Below are 14,208 nucleotides of genomic sequence, written 5' to 3' on the forward strand. Positions count from 1 at the left end.
TGCAGGGTATATTAGATTAGGAGTGTGGTGGTAGGAACTAAGATTGATTGAATTAAATTGGTTGGTTGAATTATTCATCAAATTCATTAATCAAATCAAATTTAATTCAATCATCAAATTAATTAATGAATGAAACAAATCAAACTTAATTTATTCATTGATTTATCTATCAATCAAATTTGTTAATTAATTAAATCATTAATGAATTGAATCAAATCAAATTTAATTTATTGAATTAAAAAAAAATTATTTAATGGGAGATTAGAGAATCAAAAGCCAAATGAAAAAATTTAAGATTCTAAAATCTTACCATTTCCCTATCTCTTAATGTATAAGTAGCACATTTATCATACCCTATTTCTTTAGCTAAAGTTTCTAAATACTCTCTTTCAAAGCCGATTTGCTCTTTGGCATGGGCATCACTTCCAAAGGTGATAGGAATCTCCATACCATAGCACATTTCCAAAATCTCTTTAGAGGGGTATTGCTCTTTAACCTCTTTGCGTAATCCAGCTGCGTTGATTTCTACTGCCATATTTGCTTTTTTAATAGCCCTCAAAGTTTCTTCTAGTTTTTTTCTTAAATCCTTGGTTGGTCGATGATTAAAAATCTTGAGCAAATCCAAATGTGCCACTATATCAAATTTGCCTGTTTTTGCCATTTGAGTAATGGCATCAAAATATTGCTCCCAACACACATTAATATCTCTTTTGGCGTATTCTCGGATAAACTCTGGATTATCAAATCCCCAATCCCCTAGAAAATGCACCGCTCCGATTCGATAATCTAGCGGCAATTCAAAGATTCTATCTTCCAAATAAGGCGGCAAGAAGTCAATTTCCAAAGCGGTTTTGATTGTGATTTGTGAGGCGTATTTTGCTTTTAACTTCTCAATCTCTTGAAAATAAAAAGGCAGTTCTGCAAAATCCATACGAAACTGCTTATCAAACTCCATTGGGTTATGGCAAGAAAATCCAAAAATATCGATTTTTTGCTCGATTGCTTTTTGTATGTATTCCTCCATACTTCCAGCTGCATGCTTGCAAAGATAGGTATGGTTATGCAAATCTACTCTCATTGTCTAATCCATTCTTTTTTCCATTTCTTTTGTGATATGCAGATTCAAAACATGCTTATCAAACACAGCCACATAAAACATTGCATCAAATATTTTAATATCCAACACGAAGCCTTCCACTTTCACTTCACGCTTTTTTGTATCTTCTTGCAAACTTTGTGCTTTAAAAAGCACTTCATTTCCTAATTCAATAGGTGCTAAAAACTTCATCTCTACGCCAATAATAATAGCATTAGGATTATTTACAGCTAATAAGGCACTATATGCTGCGCTAGAATAGAGATTCCCCGAATGCACCAAACCTGTTTTGTCCAAAATCATTTTGCTTGTTGTCTCTAGCAAAACATTGGCTTGTCCATCTTTTAGTTCTTTGATAATTCCATTACTTGGGTCAATATTTTGACAAACTTTTTGCACCACTGCATCATAATCTGCTTTGCTTAAAAAATCCCCTTCTTCACTCTCAAACTCTTCTTCCATTTTATACGCCTTATTTTGACTTAAAAACTAAAATTATATCACATTATTACAATGCCACCATAAAATAATATGCCATAAAATGCTATAATTAGCCTATTTAAATTCATAAAATTTTAATTACCAAAGGCATTTTTTGAAAATTTTATTTCTTTCCCACACTGATTCTAATCTCTATCGCTTTAGATTGCCTGTAATGATTGCTTTAGTCAAAGAAGGGCATCAAGTCGTCGCTTTAGTCCCCAAAGGCGAATGTTTTGAAAAATTCTCAAAACACAATATAAAAGCTATAAATTATCCTATACAACGCAGTAGCCTCAATCCCCTAAAAGCCCTAAAAACCATTCAAAATATCGCAGAGATTCTCAAACAAGAAAAGCCTGATATTATCCACACTTTTATGCTAAAACCAAATATCTATGGCTCTTTTGCAGCAAAAATCGCAGGGATTCCCTATGTAATAAACTCACTTACTGGGCTTGGAAGCTTTTATATTCAAAAATCCCTCAAAACAACGCTACTTAGAATCTTGATTGAAAAACTCAATTTCTTTGCCTTTAAAATCGCCAAAAAAGTGCTTTTTCAAAATCAAGATGATTTAAATCTCTATGTCCAAAAAGGCTTAGTTCCTAGAGAAAAAACGATTTTAATCAAAGGTTCTGGGATTGATACTGCTCTTTTTTCACCATTTTCACAAGATGAGATTCAACAAACTCGCAAAAATCTAAAAATCCCACAAGACAAAATCATCATCTTAATGGTCGCCCGTGCTATCTTGCACAAAGGCATCAAAGAATACTATCAAGCTGCAAAAATCATCACACAGCAAAATCCAAAAATCCTATTTTTATACATTGGGGGAATTGACAATGGAAATATTGCGCCCATCACACAAGATTTTTTAGAATCTAATCCGCAAGTGCATTATTTGGGAGAAAAAGACAATATTAAAGAATGGATTGGGATTTGTGATATTTTTGTGCTTCCAAGCTATCGAGAAGGGATTCCACGCACATTATTAGAAGCTGGAAGTATGGCAAAGCCGATTATTACCACTAATGCAGTAGGTTGCAAAGAAGTCGTAGAAGAAGGCAAAAATGGCTTTTTAGTGCCCATTGGAGAAAGTGAGATTTTAGCCCAAAAGATTCTTGAACTCTCTTGCAATCAAGCCTTAAGAGAACAATTTGGCAAAAACTCTCAAGAAAAAATCCGCAAAGAATTTAGTGTAGAAACCATCGTAGAATCCTATCTTAAACTTTATAAAGAGGTAAAAAATGTATAAAAACCTGATTAAACCTATATTGGATTTTATTTTGGCGTTTTTGTTGATTATTATTTTCTCACCTATCATTTTGATAGTTGCCTTACTCATCAAACTTAAGCTTGGCTCCCCTATTTTATTTACTCAAGAGCGACCGGGATTAAATGGCAAAATCTTTAGAATCTACAAATTCCGCACAATGAGTGATGAGAGGGATTCTAAGGGTGATTTGCTAAGTGATGAATTACGGCTTAAAGGCTTTGGTAAATTGATACGCAAAAGTAGCCTTGATGAACTTCCACAGCTTTTTAATGTCCTAAAGGGCGAAATGAGTTTTGTAGGACCTCGTCCTTTGTTGGTAGAATATTTGAAACTCTATAATCAAGAACAAGCCAAACGCCATAATGTCAAACCCGGAATCACAGGTTGGGCACAAGTCAATGGGCGAAATGCAATTTCTTGGGAAGAAAAATTCAAACTTGATGTGTATTATGTAGAACATATTAGTTTTATGCTAGATTGCAAAATTTTGTATATGACTTTTTTTAAGGTATTAAAACGCAAAGATATTAATTCTAATACAAATATTACAATGGAAAAATTCACAGGCAATAAAAGCGAATAATTGGCGACCCTTGGAAGATTCGAACTTCCGTTGCTGCCGTGAAAGGGCATTATCCTTGGCCACTAGATGAAAGGGTCGGCGAAATTTTAGCATAATTTGGTTATTATGAAAATAAATCCTTTCTTTAAAAGCCTCCATTTAGCAATAAAAAAGTATAATATTTCAAAATCTCCACATAATAAGTATTCTATGACAAGGGGGGCTTGAATGTTTCCATTGCAAAACAAATTAAGGCTCATTGGAAGTGTTTTAGGTGTCGCAACTAATCAAAATTCTATTATTTGTGCGGATAACTTTTATAATATTTCCACTTTTTCTCTCTCAACCAAAACAATAGACAAAGCCCTACAAGTCGCAAAAGAAGCAGAACCTTTGCACCCTTTTAGCAAATCTATCGCTATTGGCAATGTTAGCGGAAAAGTTGCTACTGGTTTTGCCACCACTCCAAAGGGTATTGTGCTAAAAACAGAACCCCAAATCGCCCCAATCTCTTTGCTAACTTGGCAAAAACTTGAAATTTCTAAAATTGCCTTTTCACAAGATGATAATTATCTAGCTACCGGCGGAGAAGATGGGAGAGTGTTAGTTTATACCGGAGATAATTACCATTTGCTTTTGAGTTTGCCTCCCTTTCCTGATTATATTTCTTCTATTGTTTTTAGTGATGGCGGGACGCTTATTTTTAGTGCTTGTTTTGGTAGAAGTGCGATGATTTTTGATATTCTAAAAAATACAAAAATTGTAGATTTCAAAACAGATTTGGTAGTCGAAGATGCTTTTTTTTATGATGAGGATACTAAGCTGTTTTGTGTTACAAAAAATGGAACTTTTACCTATGATATCCGCAAACAAGAATTTATCTCCAAAAATACTCTCCAAAACTCTTGGCTAACTGTTTGCAAAAAACTCCCCGGAGAAAAATTTGCAATTATCGGCGGAAAATATAATCCTTTACGCATTATCAAAATTAGTGATAATTCTGTGGTTGATATTATTCCCTCAGAACAAATAGGAGCCACCTCGCTATTTTTAGATAAAAATACCCTTTATGCTGGATATTGTAGCGGTTATATCGAAATTATTCAAATTGACAAAGACAAAGATGAAATGCTTGAATTTATAGCCCAAAATGACTTAAAATCTTGCCTTAAACTCATACAAGAAAAAAATTTATTTTTGCAAATCTTGCCTCAATACATACAAAAACTCGATTCTCTGTGGAAAGAAAATCTGCTTCAAGCCATTGATTTGCTTGCAAAAGACAAACTGCAAGAAGCTAGGAATTTGGTAGAATCCTTTATGCACGACCCCAAAAAGAAAGAAGAGTTTAATTATTATTGGCTCCAAAAAGAAAGTGTAGCACATTTTATGGATTTAATAGAAGCCAAAAACTACGCTGAAGCTTATAACCTCATCAAACAATATCCATATCTAAAAGATACGATTGCTTATGCTCAATTAGAAGAATTGTGGGAAAAATCTTTTGAACTTGCCAAAAGACTACTTGCCCAAGATGCACAACACAATCTCAATCAAGCTCAAGAGCTCCTAAAACCATTTAGCAATGTTAAAGGCAAAAAAGATTCTATTACAATGCTTTTAAGAAATGTGGATAAATTCCTCCAAGCCGACAAAGAATTTAAAGCAAAAAATTTTATAGAATATTTTAAACTTTGCGAAAAATTCCCCTTTTTGCAAGAAACAAGAATCTACAAAAATGCACTATTAATCGGGAATCAACTCTCACAAAATATCGCTTCTTTGGAAAACAAAGGGGATTACAATAAAGCACTTGAAATTTGCAAACTTTTATCTGCAATGTTTCCTTTCAAAAACATCGCCGCTGAAAAATCAAAAACCATTCAACTCAAACAAGAGTTTATCCAATATTGCACCACCCAAAAACTTTCAAAAGCTTTTGAAATGGCAGAATCTCACTTTGAATTACATTCTTTGCCCGAATACAAAAAGCTTTATGAGGATTTCAAGATTCAAGGTAGAAGTGCTTTTGCCTTTGCTTCTAAAGGGGATGGAAAAGGCACTTTAGATACACTCAAAAACTATCTTTACATTGATTGCTGGAAAGACAAAGTTGCTTCTATCCTCAAAATCGCCTATCTCACAGAATTTATACAAAATGCCAACCAAGATTCTAAAAATATTAATTGGAAAGAAACCTTTCAATACTATATTGAGCGTTACAGCAAAGATGAAGAAATCAAAAAAGTCGCTGCTGAAATGGGAATAAGCGATATTTTAAATAGTATCCCATTTGATGGGAATCCAAAAGGCTATCTTAATGCTATTATTGCAGATTCATTGCTTTGTATTGACAATCAACCACTACACGAATACCAAACCACAAAAGGCTAACAAATGCAAACACTCAAAAAACCCTACCCCACAAAACAAATCCAAGTTGGAGAAGTCAAAATCGGTGGTGGTGCGCCCATCTCTGTGCAAAGTATGACTTTCTCCAAAACCGCCAACTTACAAGCCACCAAAGAACAAATTGACAGATTACAACTTGCAGGGTGCGATATTGTGCGTGTGGCTGTAAGCGATGAAGAAGACGCAAATGCACTCAAACAGCTTAAAAATATGATTTCACTTCCGCTAGTAGCTGATATTCACTTCCGCTACAAACTCGCATTAATTGCCGCTCAATGGGTAGATTGTATCCGCATAAATCCGGGCAATATCGGCTCAAAAGAAAAAATCAAAGCCGTAGTAGAGGCATGCCAAGAACGAAATATACCCATTAGAATCGGAGTAAATGCGGGAAGTTTGGAGAAGCAGTTTGAAGAAAAATATGGTGCAACTCCAAAAGGAATGGTAGAATCTGCACTTTATAATATTAAACTTTTGGAGGATTTTGGATTTAGCAATCTCAAAGTTTCCCTCAAAGCTAGTGATGTAGAACGCACAATGGCAGCTTATAGAATGCTACGCCCTTTGGTAGAATATCCTTTTCACTTAGGAGTTACAGAAGCAGGGGACTTAGAATCTTCAATGATCAAAAGCTCTATGGCACTGGGTGGCTTACTCATGGAAGGAATAGGCGACACAATGCGTGTATCTATCACGGGAGAATTAGAAAAGGAAGTAGAAGTAGCACGCTCCATCTTGCGTTATAGCGGGAGACAAAAGGAAGGAATCACCTATATTTCTTGCCCTACTTGCGGGAGACTACAAGCTGATTTGGTGCCAATCCTAAAAGAACTCAAAGAAAGAATGCCAAAAATCAAAACTCCAATGCAACTCTCTGTAATGGGCTGTGCAGTCAATGCCCTAGGAGAAGCCAAACACGCTGATGTTGCTATTGCCTTTGGAAGTGGAGATGGACTTATCATCAAAAAAGGTGAAATAGTCGGAAAATACAAAGAATCTGAACTCATCGAAGTTTTTATAAAAGAGGTTTTAAACACAGAACAAGAAATGATAAAAAGCCAAGCAAAAGGAGAATAACCCCCCCCCCCCTCTTTTCTAACTTGCAAATTTGTATAATAACCAAATGCCTTATTTACTTGCTAGATTAATAATCATTTGATAATCCTTATCTATGCCATAATTTCTTTTATACAGAAAGACTTTATTGTATATTTAATAGATAACCATACCAAATTAACCCCAAAAGAAGCAGCAATTAAGATTATTATTCAAAAAGCCAAAAATCACCAAATACACAAATTCTAACACACAAGCCCCAAAATGAAGCTTGTTCTACTTTAGGGTAAATTCACTTTGAGTATTTTTCCCTCTGCCATTCTTGGAATCCACAAATTCTTACCATCACTTGCCATATCAGCAGGTCCTTTCATCGCAGGTAAATCCAGCACCTTAATATTTCCTTTTTTGTCCATTTGATACACAACACCCTTAAGATTCTCGCCCCAATCACTCACTAATAAATCTCCATTTTTCGCAAAAACCACTCCATCTAAAGCCCCCAAAGGCTCACTTAATGCCACTTGTTTTTTGCTTTTTAAATCAATGCTCACAATACTACCCTTTGCCTTGCCATTTGGGTCATAACCAACAGCGATAAGGCGATTATTATCTTTATCTAGTAATAATCCATTTGGACCACCAAATGCAGAATCTAATTTCACAAAAGTTTCATAACTTGCAGTTTTAACATCTATCTTATGAATAATCCCTGTGCCTGTATCACTCACAAGCAAATCCCCATTCAATACCACAATATCATTTAAGAAAATAGCATTTTTAATAGGCAGATTAAAAACTTCTTTTTTGCTTTTCAAATCAAAACCTTTTAGGACATCAATATCTACTACATATAAGATTCCATTAATCGTATTCATACCCTTTGGCGCATGAAGATTTTGCAAAAATTTCAACTCTACTAAATTTCCATTCTTATCTAATTTAGAAATAAACCCATCATTATCCTTGCTTAATGGCTCCAATTTCTCGCCTACATTGCCGACAAAAATATCATCACCCAATATAAATACACTCTCAGGGTGTGAAAATCCTCCAATCTCTTGTGCATTAGCACCAATACTTAAAATACTTGCTAAAGCAATACTTCCTAAAAACTTTTTTAACATTTTTTTCCTTTCAATGATAAAAATCAAACAAGAGATTATAGACGAAATTTCAAATTTTTAATGAGTGTTTTTTGATAAAAAATATAAGTTTTTTGATTTTTGATATTGTTTGGGTGTAAGTTGGTATTTCTTTTTAAAACGCTCAATAAACCACGAAGAGCTAAAACCACATTCTTGACAAATTTGATTAATATTTTTATTAGAATATTCCAAATAAAATTTAGCTTTATTAAATCTCTTTTCATCTAACCAACTTTTGGGGGAAATAAAAAAAGTTTGCTTAAATTTGCGACTAAAGGTTGCATTATCCATATGTGCAAACTCTGCCATTTGCGAAACGCTTTGAAAATCAGTATTACAATAATCAAAAATCATATTTAATTCAAAACTAAATTCTTGAATAATACCCTTTAAAAATCCCACAAATACCTCTTTGTATTCCGATAACAAAAACAAAAATAATTCTTCAAACTTATGTGAAACTAAAGATAATGGAACATTTGGGGATTGTTGCAAGTAATACTCAAAGCTACTTGCTATCAAAGAAAGTATTAAATTTTCTCGCAAACAAAAAAACTCCAAACCCTCACAAGAATACTCTAATGGTAATTTTTCGCGGTATTTATGGATAAAACGAATAATTTCTGCATTATCAAAAAAAATTAAAATCGCCTCATAAGATTCATCTTTTGGTGCAATGTTGCTAAAAAGATAATTTCCAGATTTCAAGAAAAAACCTTCTTTGGCTTTAATTTTGTGTTGTTTATTGTGTGTATGGATTATCTTTTCGCCCTTTAGCACAATCACTAAACAATGCATTTTTAAATAAACCATTGAATCTCTTGGTATAGGCGGCTTTTGGACAAATCGTGAAAACGCACAATGTGGTGCAGTAAATAAAATGCTATTAGGAGAATTTTTTAGAAAATCGGGAAAATATGTAAAATTACCCATCTAAAGTTTCTTAAAATACAAAGTAAGCCAAAGAAAGCTTACTTTATTCTAAAATTTCTTTTTATTCACATCTGCTAAGATATCATCTGCTATTTTATTGACAGATTGAGAAATATCATTTGTATTGTTTGCCACGCTAACATTATCTTGTGTTACGCTTTCTAATTGTGCAATAGCTTCATTGATTTGCGTTACTCCCGCGGTTTGCTCTTTGATAGATTCACTCATATCATTCACGCCTTGCACCAATACATTTACATTAGCTTCAATCTCATTGAGAGATTTACCTGTCCTTTCTGCTAATTTCCTAACCTCATCTGCAACAACAGCAAATCCTCTACCATGCTCCCCTGCTCTTGCTGCTTCAATAGCTGCATTAAGTGCAAGTAAATTTGTTTGGTCTGCAATATCTTTAATCACACTGACAATATTTTTAATATCTTCTGCTTGTCTTGTTACCTCATTTGTCTTATCGCTAACATTTTGCATAGAGCTTGTAATCTCTTCAATAGCCGCTGCAGATTCTTGAAGAGAACTTGCTTGAGAAGCACTGCCATCTAGCAATTTATTCATTGATTCTTGCAAGTCATCTGTCTTTTTTACCAAATCTTTGGCATATCCCTCTGATGAAAGCAACATTTTGCGAATTTCTTCACCCAAAATATTAGTAGTTACCTCAACATTTCCTGAAGCATTTGGAATTTGTTTTGTGAAATCCAACATTTTATAAGATTCAAAAACATCATGAATGATATTCATATTAGAACCCACTCTTCTTTGCAAGGCATCTAGCATTTTATTTAGCACTTCTCTTAACTCTACCAACTGCGGATTATGTGGATTTTCTAAAATTCTTGTTGTAAGATCCCCATTTTCAACTTTTTGCGCGGTTTGAGCTGCTTGCTTGATTGTGTTTTCATCTTTTTGTAAGCCCTCTTTAGTCTTCTCCACATTTTCATTAATCGCTTTTGCCATAACACCAAATTCATCATTTGAGGTGATATGAATCGGCTTTGGAGCTTCTTGTGTTTCATGGTTGATATAAGCAAAAAGCGCTTCTAAACCTTTTTGAATAGAGGTAATTGGATTGATAAACACTTTGATGATAAAAAATAGAACCAAAACTCCCACAATCAACAAAGCAATATTTATCAAACCATCTCGAATTGCTGCTGCATTAACTGCTGCTTTATAATCACTTACATTAGCTGAAACCACCATAATCCAACCAAATGGCATTACACGATAATGCGCAACACTCTCTGCACCTTTGACATTTTGATAGCTAGCAATTCCTATTGGTTGCTTACTTGCCATATCAGATACAGCAACTTCGGATGCTATTTTTTTATTATCTAAAACAAGCTCTGCTTGCTTATGAGAGATAATTTCTCCTTGTTTGTCCATGATAAATACAGAAAGACTTGGAAAAACTTCTGTAGAAAAGTTCTTAAATCTCTCTTGGAAGCTTCCAATCACTATATCCGCTCCTATCACTCCAGCCATTTTACCATTCTTATAAAAAGGCATAGAAACTGTCGCAACTTGCTTGCCTTTTAGCGAACCCACTTGAGAGATATAAGCATCACTTACCACAAATCCATTCGCCTTTTTTGCTGCTTGGTACCATGGTCTTGTCCTCATATCCATTTGCGGTGTATCCCAAACTGCACTAAAATTTACCTTTGGTTCTTTTTGATAAGATTCATCCAAATAACTACCATCTTCCTCATATACAATAAAAATATCTGGATATTTCACTGCCTCTACGATATGGGACATCACTTCCCTTTGAGCAACAATATCATTTTTGTCCAACCGAGAAACAGCATTTCCAATAAATTCTAAATGCTGTTTAGCTTCTATATTCATAGTGATATTAATTGTCGTATAAGAAGCCTCCAAAATACTTTCTTGTATGGTGCTAAAAAGCTTATTAGTATTTTCAGCTGTCCCTCTATAATTAAAGAAAATGCTAATACTCATCATCACAACAAATGCAACAATAATTAAACCCGAAATTTTTAATGCTAAAGATTTCACTTTCAAAACCACCCCTTTCTTACTGTTTTATCTAAAATTATAACTCTTGTTACTTTAATTTTTATTAAACTCCCATTGTTGTGCTTCTTGCAAAATCTCTCTTGCACCTTTATCAATCATTTCTAATGCCAACTTTCGCCCTATTTGCCTACACTCTTCTACTCCTTGCACTTGCACTTCCTTAGAATCCCTCAAACACTTTGTTCCATCAGGAATCCCCAAAACAGCTTTGATGCTTAGTAGATTGTTTTCTAAGTTTGCATTCACTCCAATAGGGACTTGACAACCTCCCTCTAATGTCTTTACAAACTCCCTTTCAGCACTTGTCTCAAAACAAGCTTTTTTATCATTAAGAAAATCAAGCATTTCTACGACTTTGCTATCCATTCTACATTCAATCCCCAAAGCAGCTTGCCCCATAGCCGGTATCATAAAATCAAGGGGGATAATATAGGGTATTTCATTTTCTATTCCTAGCCGATTCACTCCCGCTTGAGCCAAAATAATAGCATCAAAATCCCCTTCTTTTAATCGCTTAAGTCGAGTTTGGACATTCCCTCTTAGGCTTATACAATCCAAATCTTTACGCAAAGTATGAATCTGCATTACACGCCTTAATGAAGTTGTCCCTACTTTTGCTCCACTTGGAAGCTCTTCTAGGCTTTTATATTTAAAACTCAAAAAACTATCTCGCACATCTTCACGCTTAGTTATTGCTGCTAATCCTAGATTTTCCACAAATTCCACTGGCACATCTTTTAGGCTATGGACTGCAATATCAATTTCTCCTTTTAGCATCAATTCTTCAAGCTCTTTAGTAAAAAGTCCCTTTCCTCCAATTTTAGCCAAAGGGACATCTAGGATTTTATCTCCTTTGGTTTTTACGATTTTTAACTCCACTTCCAAATTAGAATATTGCTCTTCCAAAGCCTTCTTCACAAAGTTAGCCTGCCAAAGTGCCAAAACACTTCCTCTTGTCCCAATAATTATCTTCTTCATTTCAATCCTTAATTTCTTTTTCTACCACTTCTACATCAATTACTTCGTTATGAGTATTTTTTGTAAATTTTGACTTCACAAAAGGTTTTATAAGAACAAAACCAAAAGAGCTAAACTGCATTAAAATCCCTAAAATATCGGTAAAAGCACCGGGCAAAATTAGCAAAAATGCTCCCAAGATTCTAAAAATATTAGAACCCACAAAAGCTTCATAAGTAATTTCTCTTGAACGCAATCTCTCTAAAGCCTCTGCAAAAAACAATCTAAAATTAACTAAAATTCCAAATCCCAAAAAAGCAGTCAAAATAATCTCTAATACAAACCCCAAAACCCCGATTAAATCGATAACTTCATAACTTACAAAAACTTCTATAATAAGATAAACAATCAACAAAACCAATGGCATAACCAATCCTTTGTATTTTTTAGAATCTTAAAACAATTTCATCAAGTCTATCTTCATATTTTCAAAATCGCACAAAGAGATTCCAAAAATCCCTCAAAATCATTTACTTCAAAAATCGTCTTTTCCAAATTTGCCCTACAAACCAACTCAACTTTCCCCTCTTGAATCCCTTTACCCACTATCAAGGCATAAGGCATACCAATAAGCTCAAAATCCGCCATTTTTGCCCCATAACGCTCATTTCTATCATCTAGCAAACATTCTATTTTTTGTTCGCTAAGAGCATGATAGATTCTTGTAGCTAGCTCCACTTGCTCACAATCCTTGACATTAGAAATCACAATATCTAGCAAAAATGGTGCTGTAGCCTTTGTCCATTTCATGCCTTTCTCATCATAATGCTGCTCGATAATAGCTGCCAAAAGCCTTGAGATTCCAATCCCATAGCACCCCATAATAAAAGGTTTGGATTTTCCATTTTCATCTAAAAATGTCGCTCCCATAGCTTGTGAATATTTCTCTCCAAGCTGAAAAATATGCCCAACTTCAATTCCCTTAGTAAAATACAAATGCCCTTTTTGGCATTTTTTACAAATATCGCCCTCTTGCACCTCTAATAAATCTTTAAATTCTAAGCCCTCAAATAAGTTCAAATCCACCCCAACGAAATGATAATCCTTTTCATTAGCCCCACAAATAAGATTTGAAGCTCCCTCCAACTCTTTATCAAAATAAATATATGGACTTTGAGTAATATTACGCAACGCATAAGGACCAATAAAGCCGGGAAATAAGCCTATATTTTTGATTTCATCTTCATTGACATCTACAATCTCATTAGCTCCACTAATAGCATTTAAGGCTTTTGTTTCATTCAAAAAATCACAACCCCTCAAAAAGAAAAATGCAAATTCACTCTTGCCTCCCTCAAATATAGCCTTTTTCACAACTGCCTTAATCGTCCAAAATGAATCAATCTTAAAAAACTCTGCAAGAGATTCAATAGTTTTGACATCTGGAGTGTGAAATTTAGTGAAATTCGCTTGTGGTGGTGGCGTTTGTGTGCTTTTTTCAAGACGATTTGCTGCTTCCAAATTTGCCGCATAAGAGCAATTATCACAAACACAAATTGTATCCTCTCCACTCTCTGCTAGGACCATAAACTCTTTGCTTCCACTTCCCCCAATTGCACCACTATCTGCCTCAACTGCCCTAAAATCTAACCCCAACTTAGAAAAAATTACACTATAAGTTCGCTCCATTTCATCAAATTCTCTCTTTAAGTCCTCATAACTACTATGGAAGCTATAACCATCTTTCATTATAAATTCTCTTCCTCGCATAAGTCCAAAACGAGGGCGAATCTCATCACGAAATTTTGTTTGTATTTGATAAAGGTGCAAAGGCAATTGCTTGTAGCTTTTGACATAAGTTTTGACTAATTCTGTAATCGTCTCTTCATGGGTTGGACCAAAAACAAATTCATTTTCCTTCCTGTCTTTGAATCTCAAAAGTTCTTTGCCATATCTCTCATAACGACCACTAGCTTGCCACAAACTAGCAGGGGTTACACAGCCAAGCAAAACTTCATTTGCCCCTGCATTATCCATTTCTTGCTTGACAATTTTTGAGATTTTATCCAAAACTCTTTTTCCTAATGGCAAAAAGTTATAAATTCCGCTACCAATCTGCTGAATAAATCCTCCACGCAATAAATACTCATGACTTTTTAAAACAACATCTTTGGGAGTTTCTTTAAGAGTGGGGATAAAAAAATTAGAAAATCTCATC

12 protein-coding genes and 1 tRNA gene are annotated in these 14,208 nt (G+C 34.4%); 4 read left to right on the forward strand and 9 right to left on the reverse strand.

Translation table 11 applies throughout. The features are described from left to right. Positions 1–298 precede the first annotated feature (298 nt). Together JJQ98_RS06435 and JJQ98_RS06440 are read right to left on the reverse strand one after the other, a co-directional pair. Positions 299–1,078 carry a histidinol-phosphatase gene (locus tag JJQ98_RS06435; protein WP_060661205.1) on the reverse strand — a complete coding sequence of 260 codons (780 nt, stop codon included), beginning with the start codon at positions 1,076–1,078 and terminating at the stop codon, positions 299–301. A gap of 3 nt (positions 1,079–1,081) precedes the next feature. After that, on the reverse strand, positions 1,082–1,558 hold the full coding sequence (locus JJQ98_RS06440) for a hypothetical protein (protein WP_005021210.1): 477 nt from the start codon (positions 1,556–1,558) through the stop codon (positions 1,082–1,084). 133 nt (positions 1,559–1,691) lie between these two features. On the opposite strand from JJQ98_RS06440, the gene pglA reads away from it, so the two are divergent. Continuing rightward, on the forward strand, positions 1,692–2,837 hold the full coding sequence (pglA, locus tag JJQ98_RS06445; protein WP_054195042.1) for a N,N'-diacetylbacillosaminyl-diphospho-undecaprenol alpha-1,3-N-acetylgalactosaminyltransferase: 1,146 nt from the start codon (positions 1,692–1,694) through the stop codon (positions 2,835–2,837). Then, entirely contained in the window at positions 2,830–3,441 is a 612-nt protein-coding gene (pglC, locus tag JJQ98_RS06450) for an undecaprenyl phosphate N,N'-diacetylbacillosamine 1-phosphate transferase (protein ID WP_005021213.1), read from the forward strand. The genes pglA and pglC overlap by 8 nt, the downstream gene beginning before the upstream one ends. A 1-nt stretch (position 3,442) precedes the next feature. Here pglC and JJQ98_RS06455 read toward each other — a convergent pair. Then, positions 3,443–3,518 (reverse strand) — tRNA-Glu (locus tag JJQ98_RS06455). A 130-nt stretch (positions 3,519–3,648) separates the two neighbouring features. Between JJQ98_RS06455 and JJQ98_RS06460 the strand changes: the two genes are divergently transcribed. Both JJQ98_RS06460 and ispG read left to right on the forward strand, forming a co-directional pair. Continuing rightward, positions 3,649–5,814, forward strand: a complete 2,166-nt coding sequence (locus JJQ98_RS06460; protein ID WP_151105265.1) for a WD40 repeat domain-containing protein — start codon at positions 3,649–3,651, stop codon at positions 5,812–5,814. 3 nt (positions 5,815–5,817) lie between these two features. After that, positions 5,818–6,909: a flavodoxin-dependent (E)-4-hydroxy-3-methylbut-2-enyl-diphosphate synthase gene (gene ispG, locus JJQ98_RS06465; RefSeq protein ID WP_005021216.1), complete on the forward strand. Its 1,092-nt coding sequence runs from the start codon at positions 5,818–5,820 to the stop codon at positions 6,907–6,909. A gap of 260 nt (positions 6,910–7,169) precedes the next feature. Here the strand turns inward: ispG and JJQ98_RS06470 are convergent, their stop codons facing one another. From JJQ98_RS06470 to JJQ98_RS06495, 6 genes are all read right to left on the reverse strand, one after another. Continuing rightward, positions 7,170–8,015 (reverse strand): NHL repeat-containing protein, encoded by an 846-nt coding sequence (locus JJQ98_RS06470; RefSeq protein ID WP_065827727.1) that lies wholly within the window; start codon positions 8,013–8,015, stop codon positions 7,170–7,172. A gap of 57 nt (positions 8,016–8,072) precedes the next feature. Beyond that, positions 8,073–8,969, reverse strand: coding sequence for a helix-turn-helix transcriptional regulator (locus JJQ98_RS06475; protein WP_143421669.1), 897 nt, complete (start codon positions 8,967–8,969; stop codon positions 8,073–8,075). A gap of 48 nt (positions 8,970–9,017) precedes the next feature. Then, complete coding sequence (locus JJQ98_RS06480) at positions 9,018–10,958, reverse strand: methyl-accepting chemotaxis protein (protein WP_151105283.1); 1,941 nt, start codon at positions 10,956–10,958, stop codon at positions 9,018–9,020. A 108-nt stretch (positions 10,959–11,066) separates the two neighbouring features. Continuing rightward, on the reverse strand, positions 11,067–12,011 hold the full coding sequence (hemC, locus tag JJQ98_RS06485; RefSeq protein ID WP_060662755.1) for a hydroxymethylbilane synthase: 945 nt from the start codon (positions 12,009–12,011) through the stop codon (positions 11,067–11,069). A gap of 1 nt (position 12,012) precedes the next feature. Then, a complete protein-coding gene (locus tag JJQ98_RS06490) occupies positions 12,013–12,417 on the reverse strand; it encodes an FxsA family protein (protein ID WP_005021222.1) in 405 nt (134 codons plus the stop codon). Between the two features lie 53 nt (positions 12,418–12,470). After that, complete coding sequence (locus tag JJQ98_RS06495) at positions 12,471–14,207, reverse strand: proline--tRNA ligase (protein ID WP_104719455.1); 1,737 nt, start codon at positions 14,205–14,207, stop codon at positions 12,471–12,473. Between the last annotated feature and the right edge of the window lies 1 nt (position 14,208).

The sequence above is a fragment of the Helicobacter pullorum NCTC 12824 genome (assembly GCF_017979475.1).
Lineage (GTDB): Bacteria > Campylobacterota > Campylobacteria > Campylobacterales > Helicobacteraceae > Helicobacter_D > Helicobacter_D pullorum.

Bases quoted from the DNA above. Each gene is read 5' to 3' on its own strand.
- JJQ98_RS06435 (WP_060661205.1), bottom strand. From the start codon at position 1,078: ATGAGAGTAGATTTGCATAACCATACCTATCTTTGCAAGCATGCAGCT.
- JJQ98_RS06440 (WP_005021210.1), bottom strand. From the start codon at position 1,558: ATGGAAGAAGAGTTTGAGAGTGAAGAAGGGGATTTTTTAAGCAAAGCA.
- pglC (WP_005021213.1), top strand. From the start codon at position 2,830: ATGTATAAAAACCTGATTAAACCTATATTGGATTTTATTTTGGCGTTT.
- JJQ98_RS06460 (WP_151105265.1), top strand. From the start codon at position 3,649: ATGTTTCCATTGCAAAACAAATTAAGGCTCATTGGAAGTGTTTTAGGT.
- ispG (WP_005021216.1), top strand. From the start codon at position 5,818: ATGCAAACACTCAAAAAACCCTACCCCACAAAACAAATCCAAGTTGGA.
- JJQ98_RS06470 (WP_065827727.1), bottom strand. From the start codon at position 8,015: ATGTTAAAAAAGTTTTTAGGAAGTATTGCTTTAGCAAGTATTTTAAGT.
- JJQ98_RS06475 (WP_143421669.1), bottom strand. From the start codon at position 8,969: ATGGGTAATTTTACATATTTTCCCGATTTTCTAAAAAATTCTCCTAAT.
- JJQ98_RS06480 (WP_151105283.1), bottom strand. From the start codon at position 10,958: ATGATGAGTATTAGCATTTTCTTTAATTATAGAGGGACAGCTGAAAAT.
- hemC (WP_060662755.1), bottom strand. From the start codon at position 12,011: ATGAAGAAGATAATTATTGGGACAAGAGGAAGTGTTTTGGCACTTTGG.
- JJQ98_RS06490 (WP_005021222.1), bottom strand. From the start codon at position 12,417: ATGCCATTGGTTTTGTTGATTGTTTATCTTATTATAGAAGTTTTTGTA.
- JJQ98_RS06495 (WP_104719455.1), bottom strand. From the start codon at position 14,207: ATGAGATTTTCTAATTTTTTTATCCCCACTCTTAAAGAAACTCCCAAA.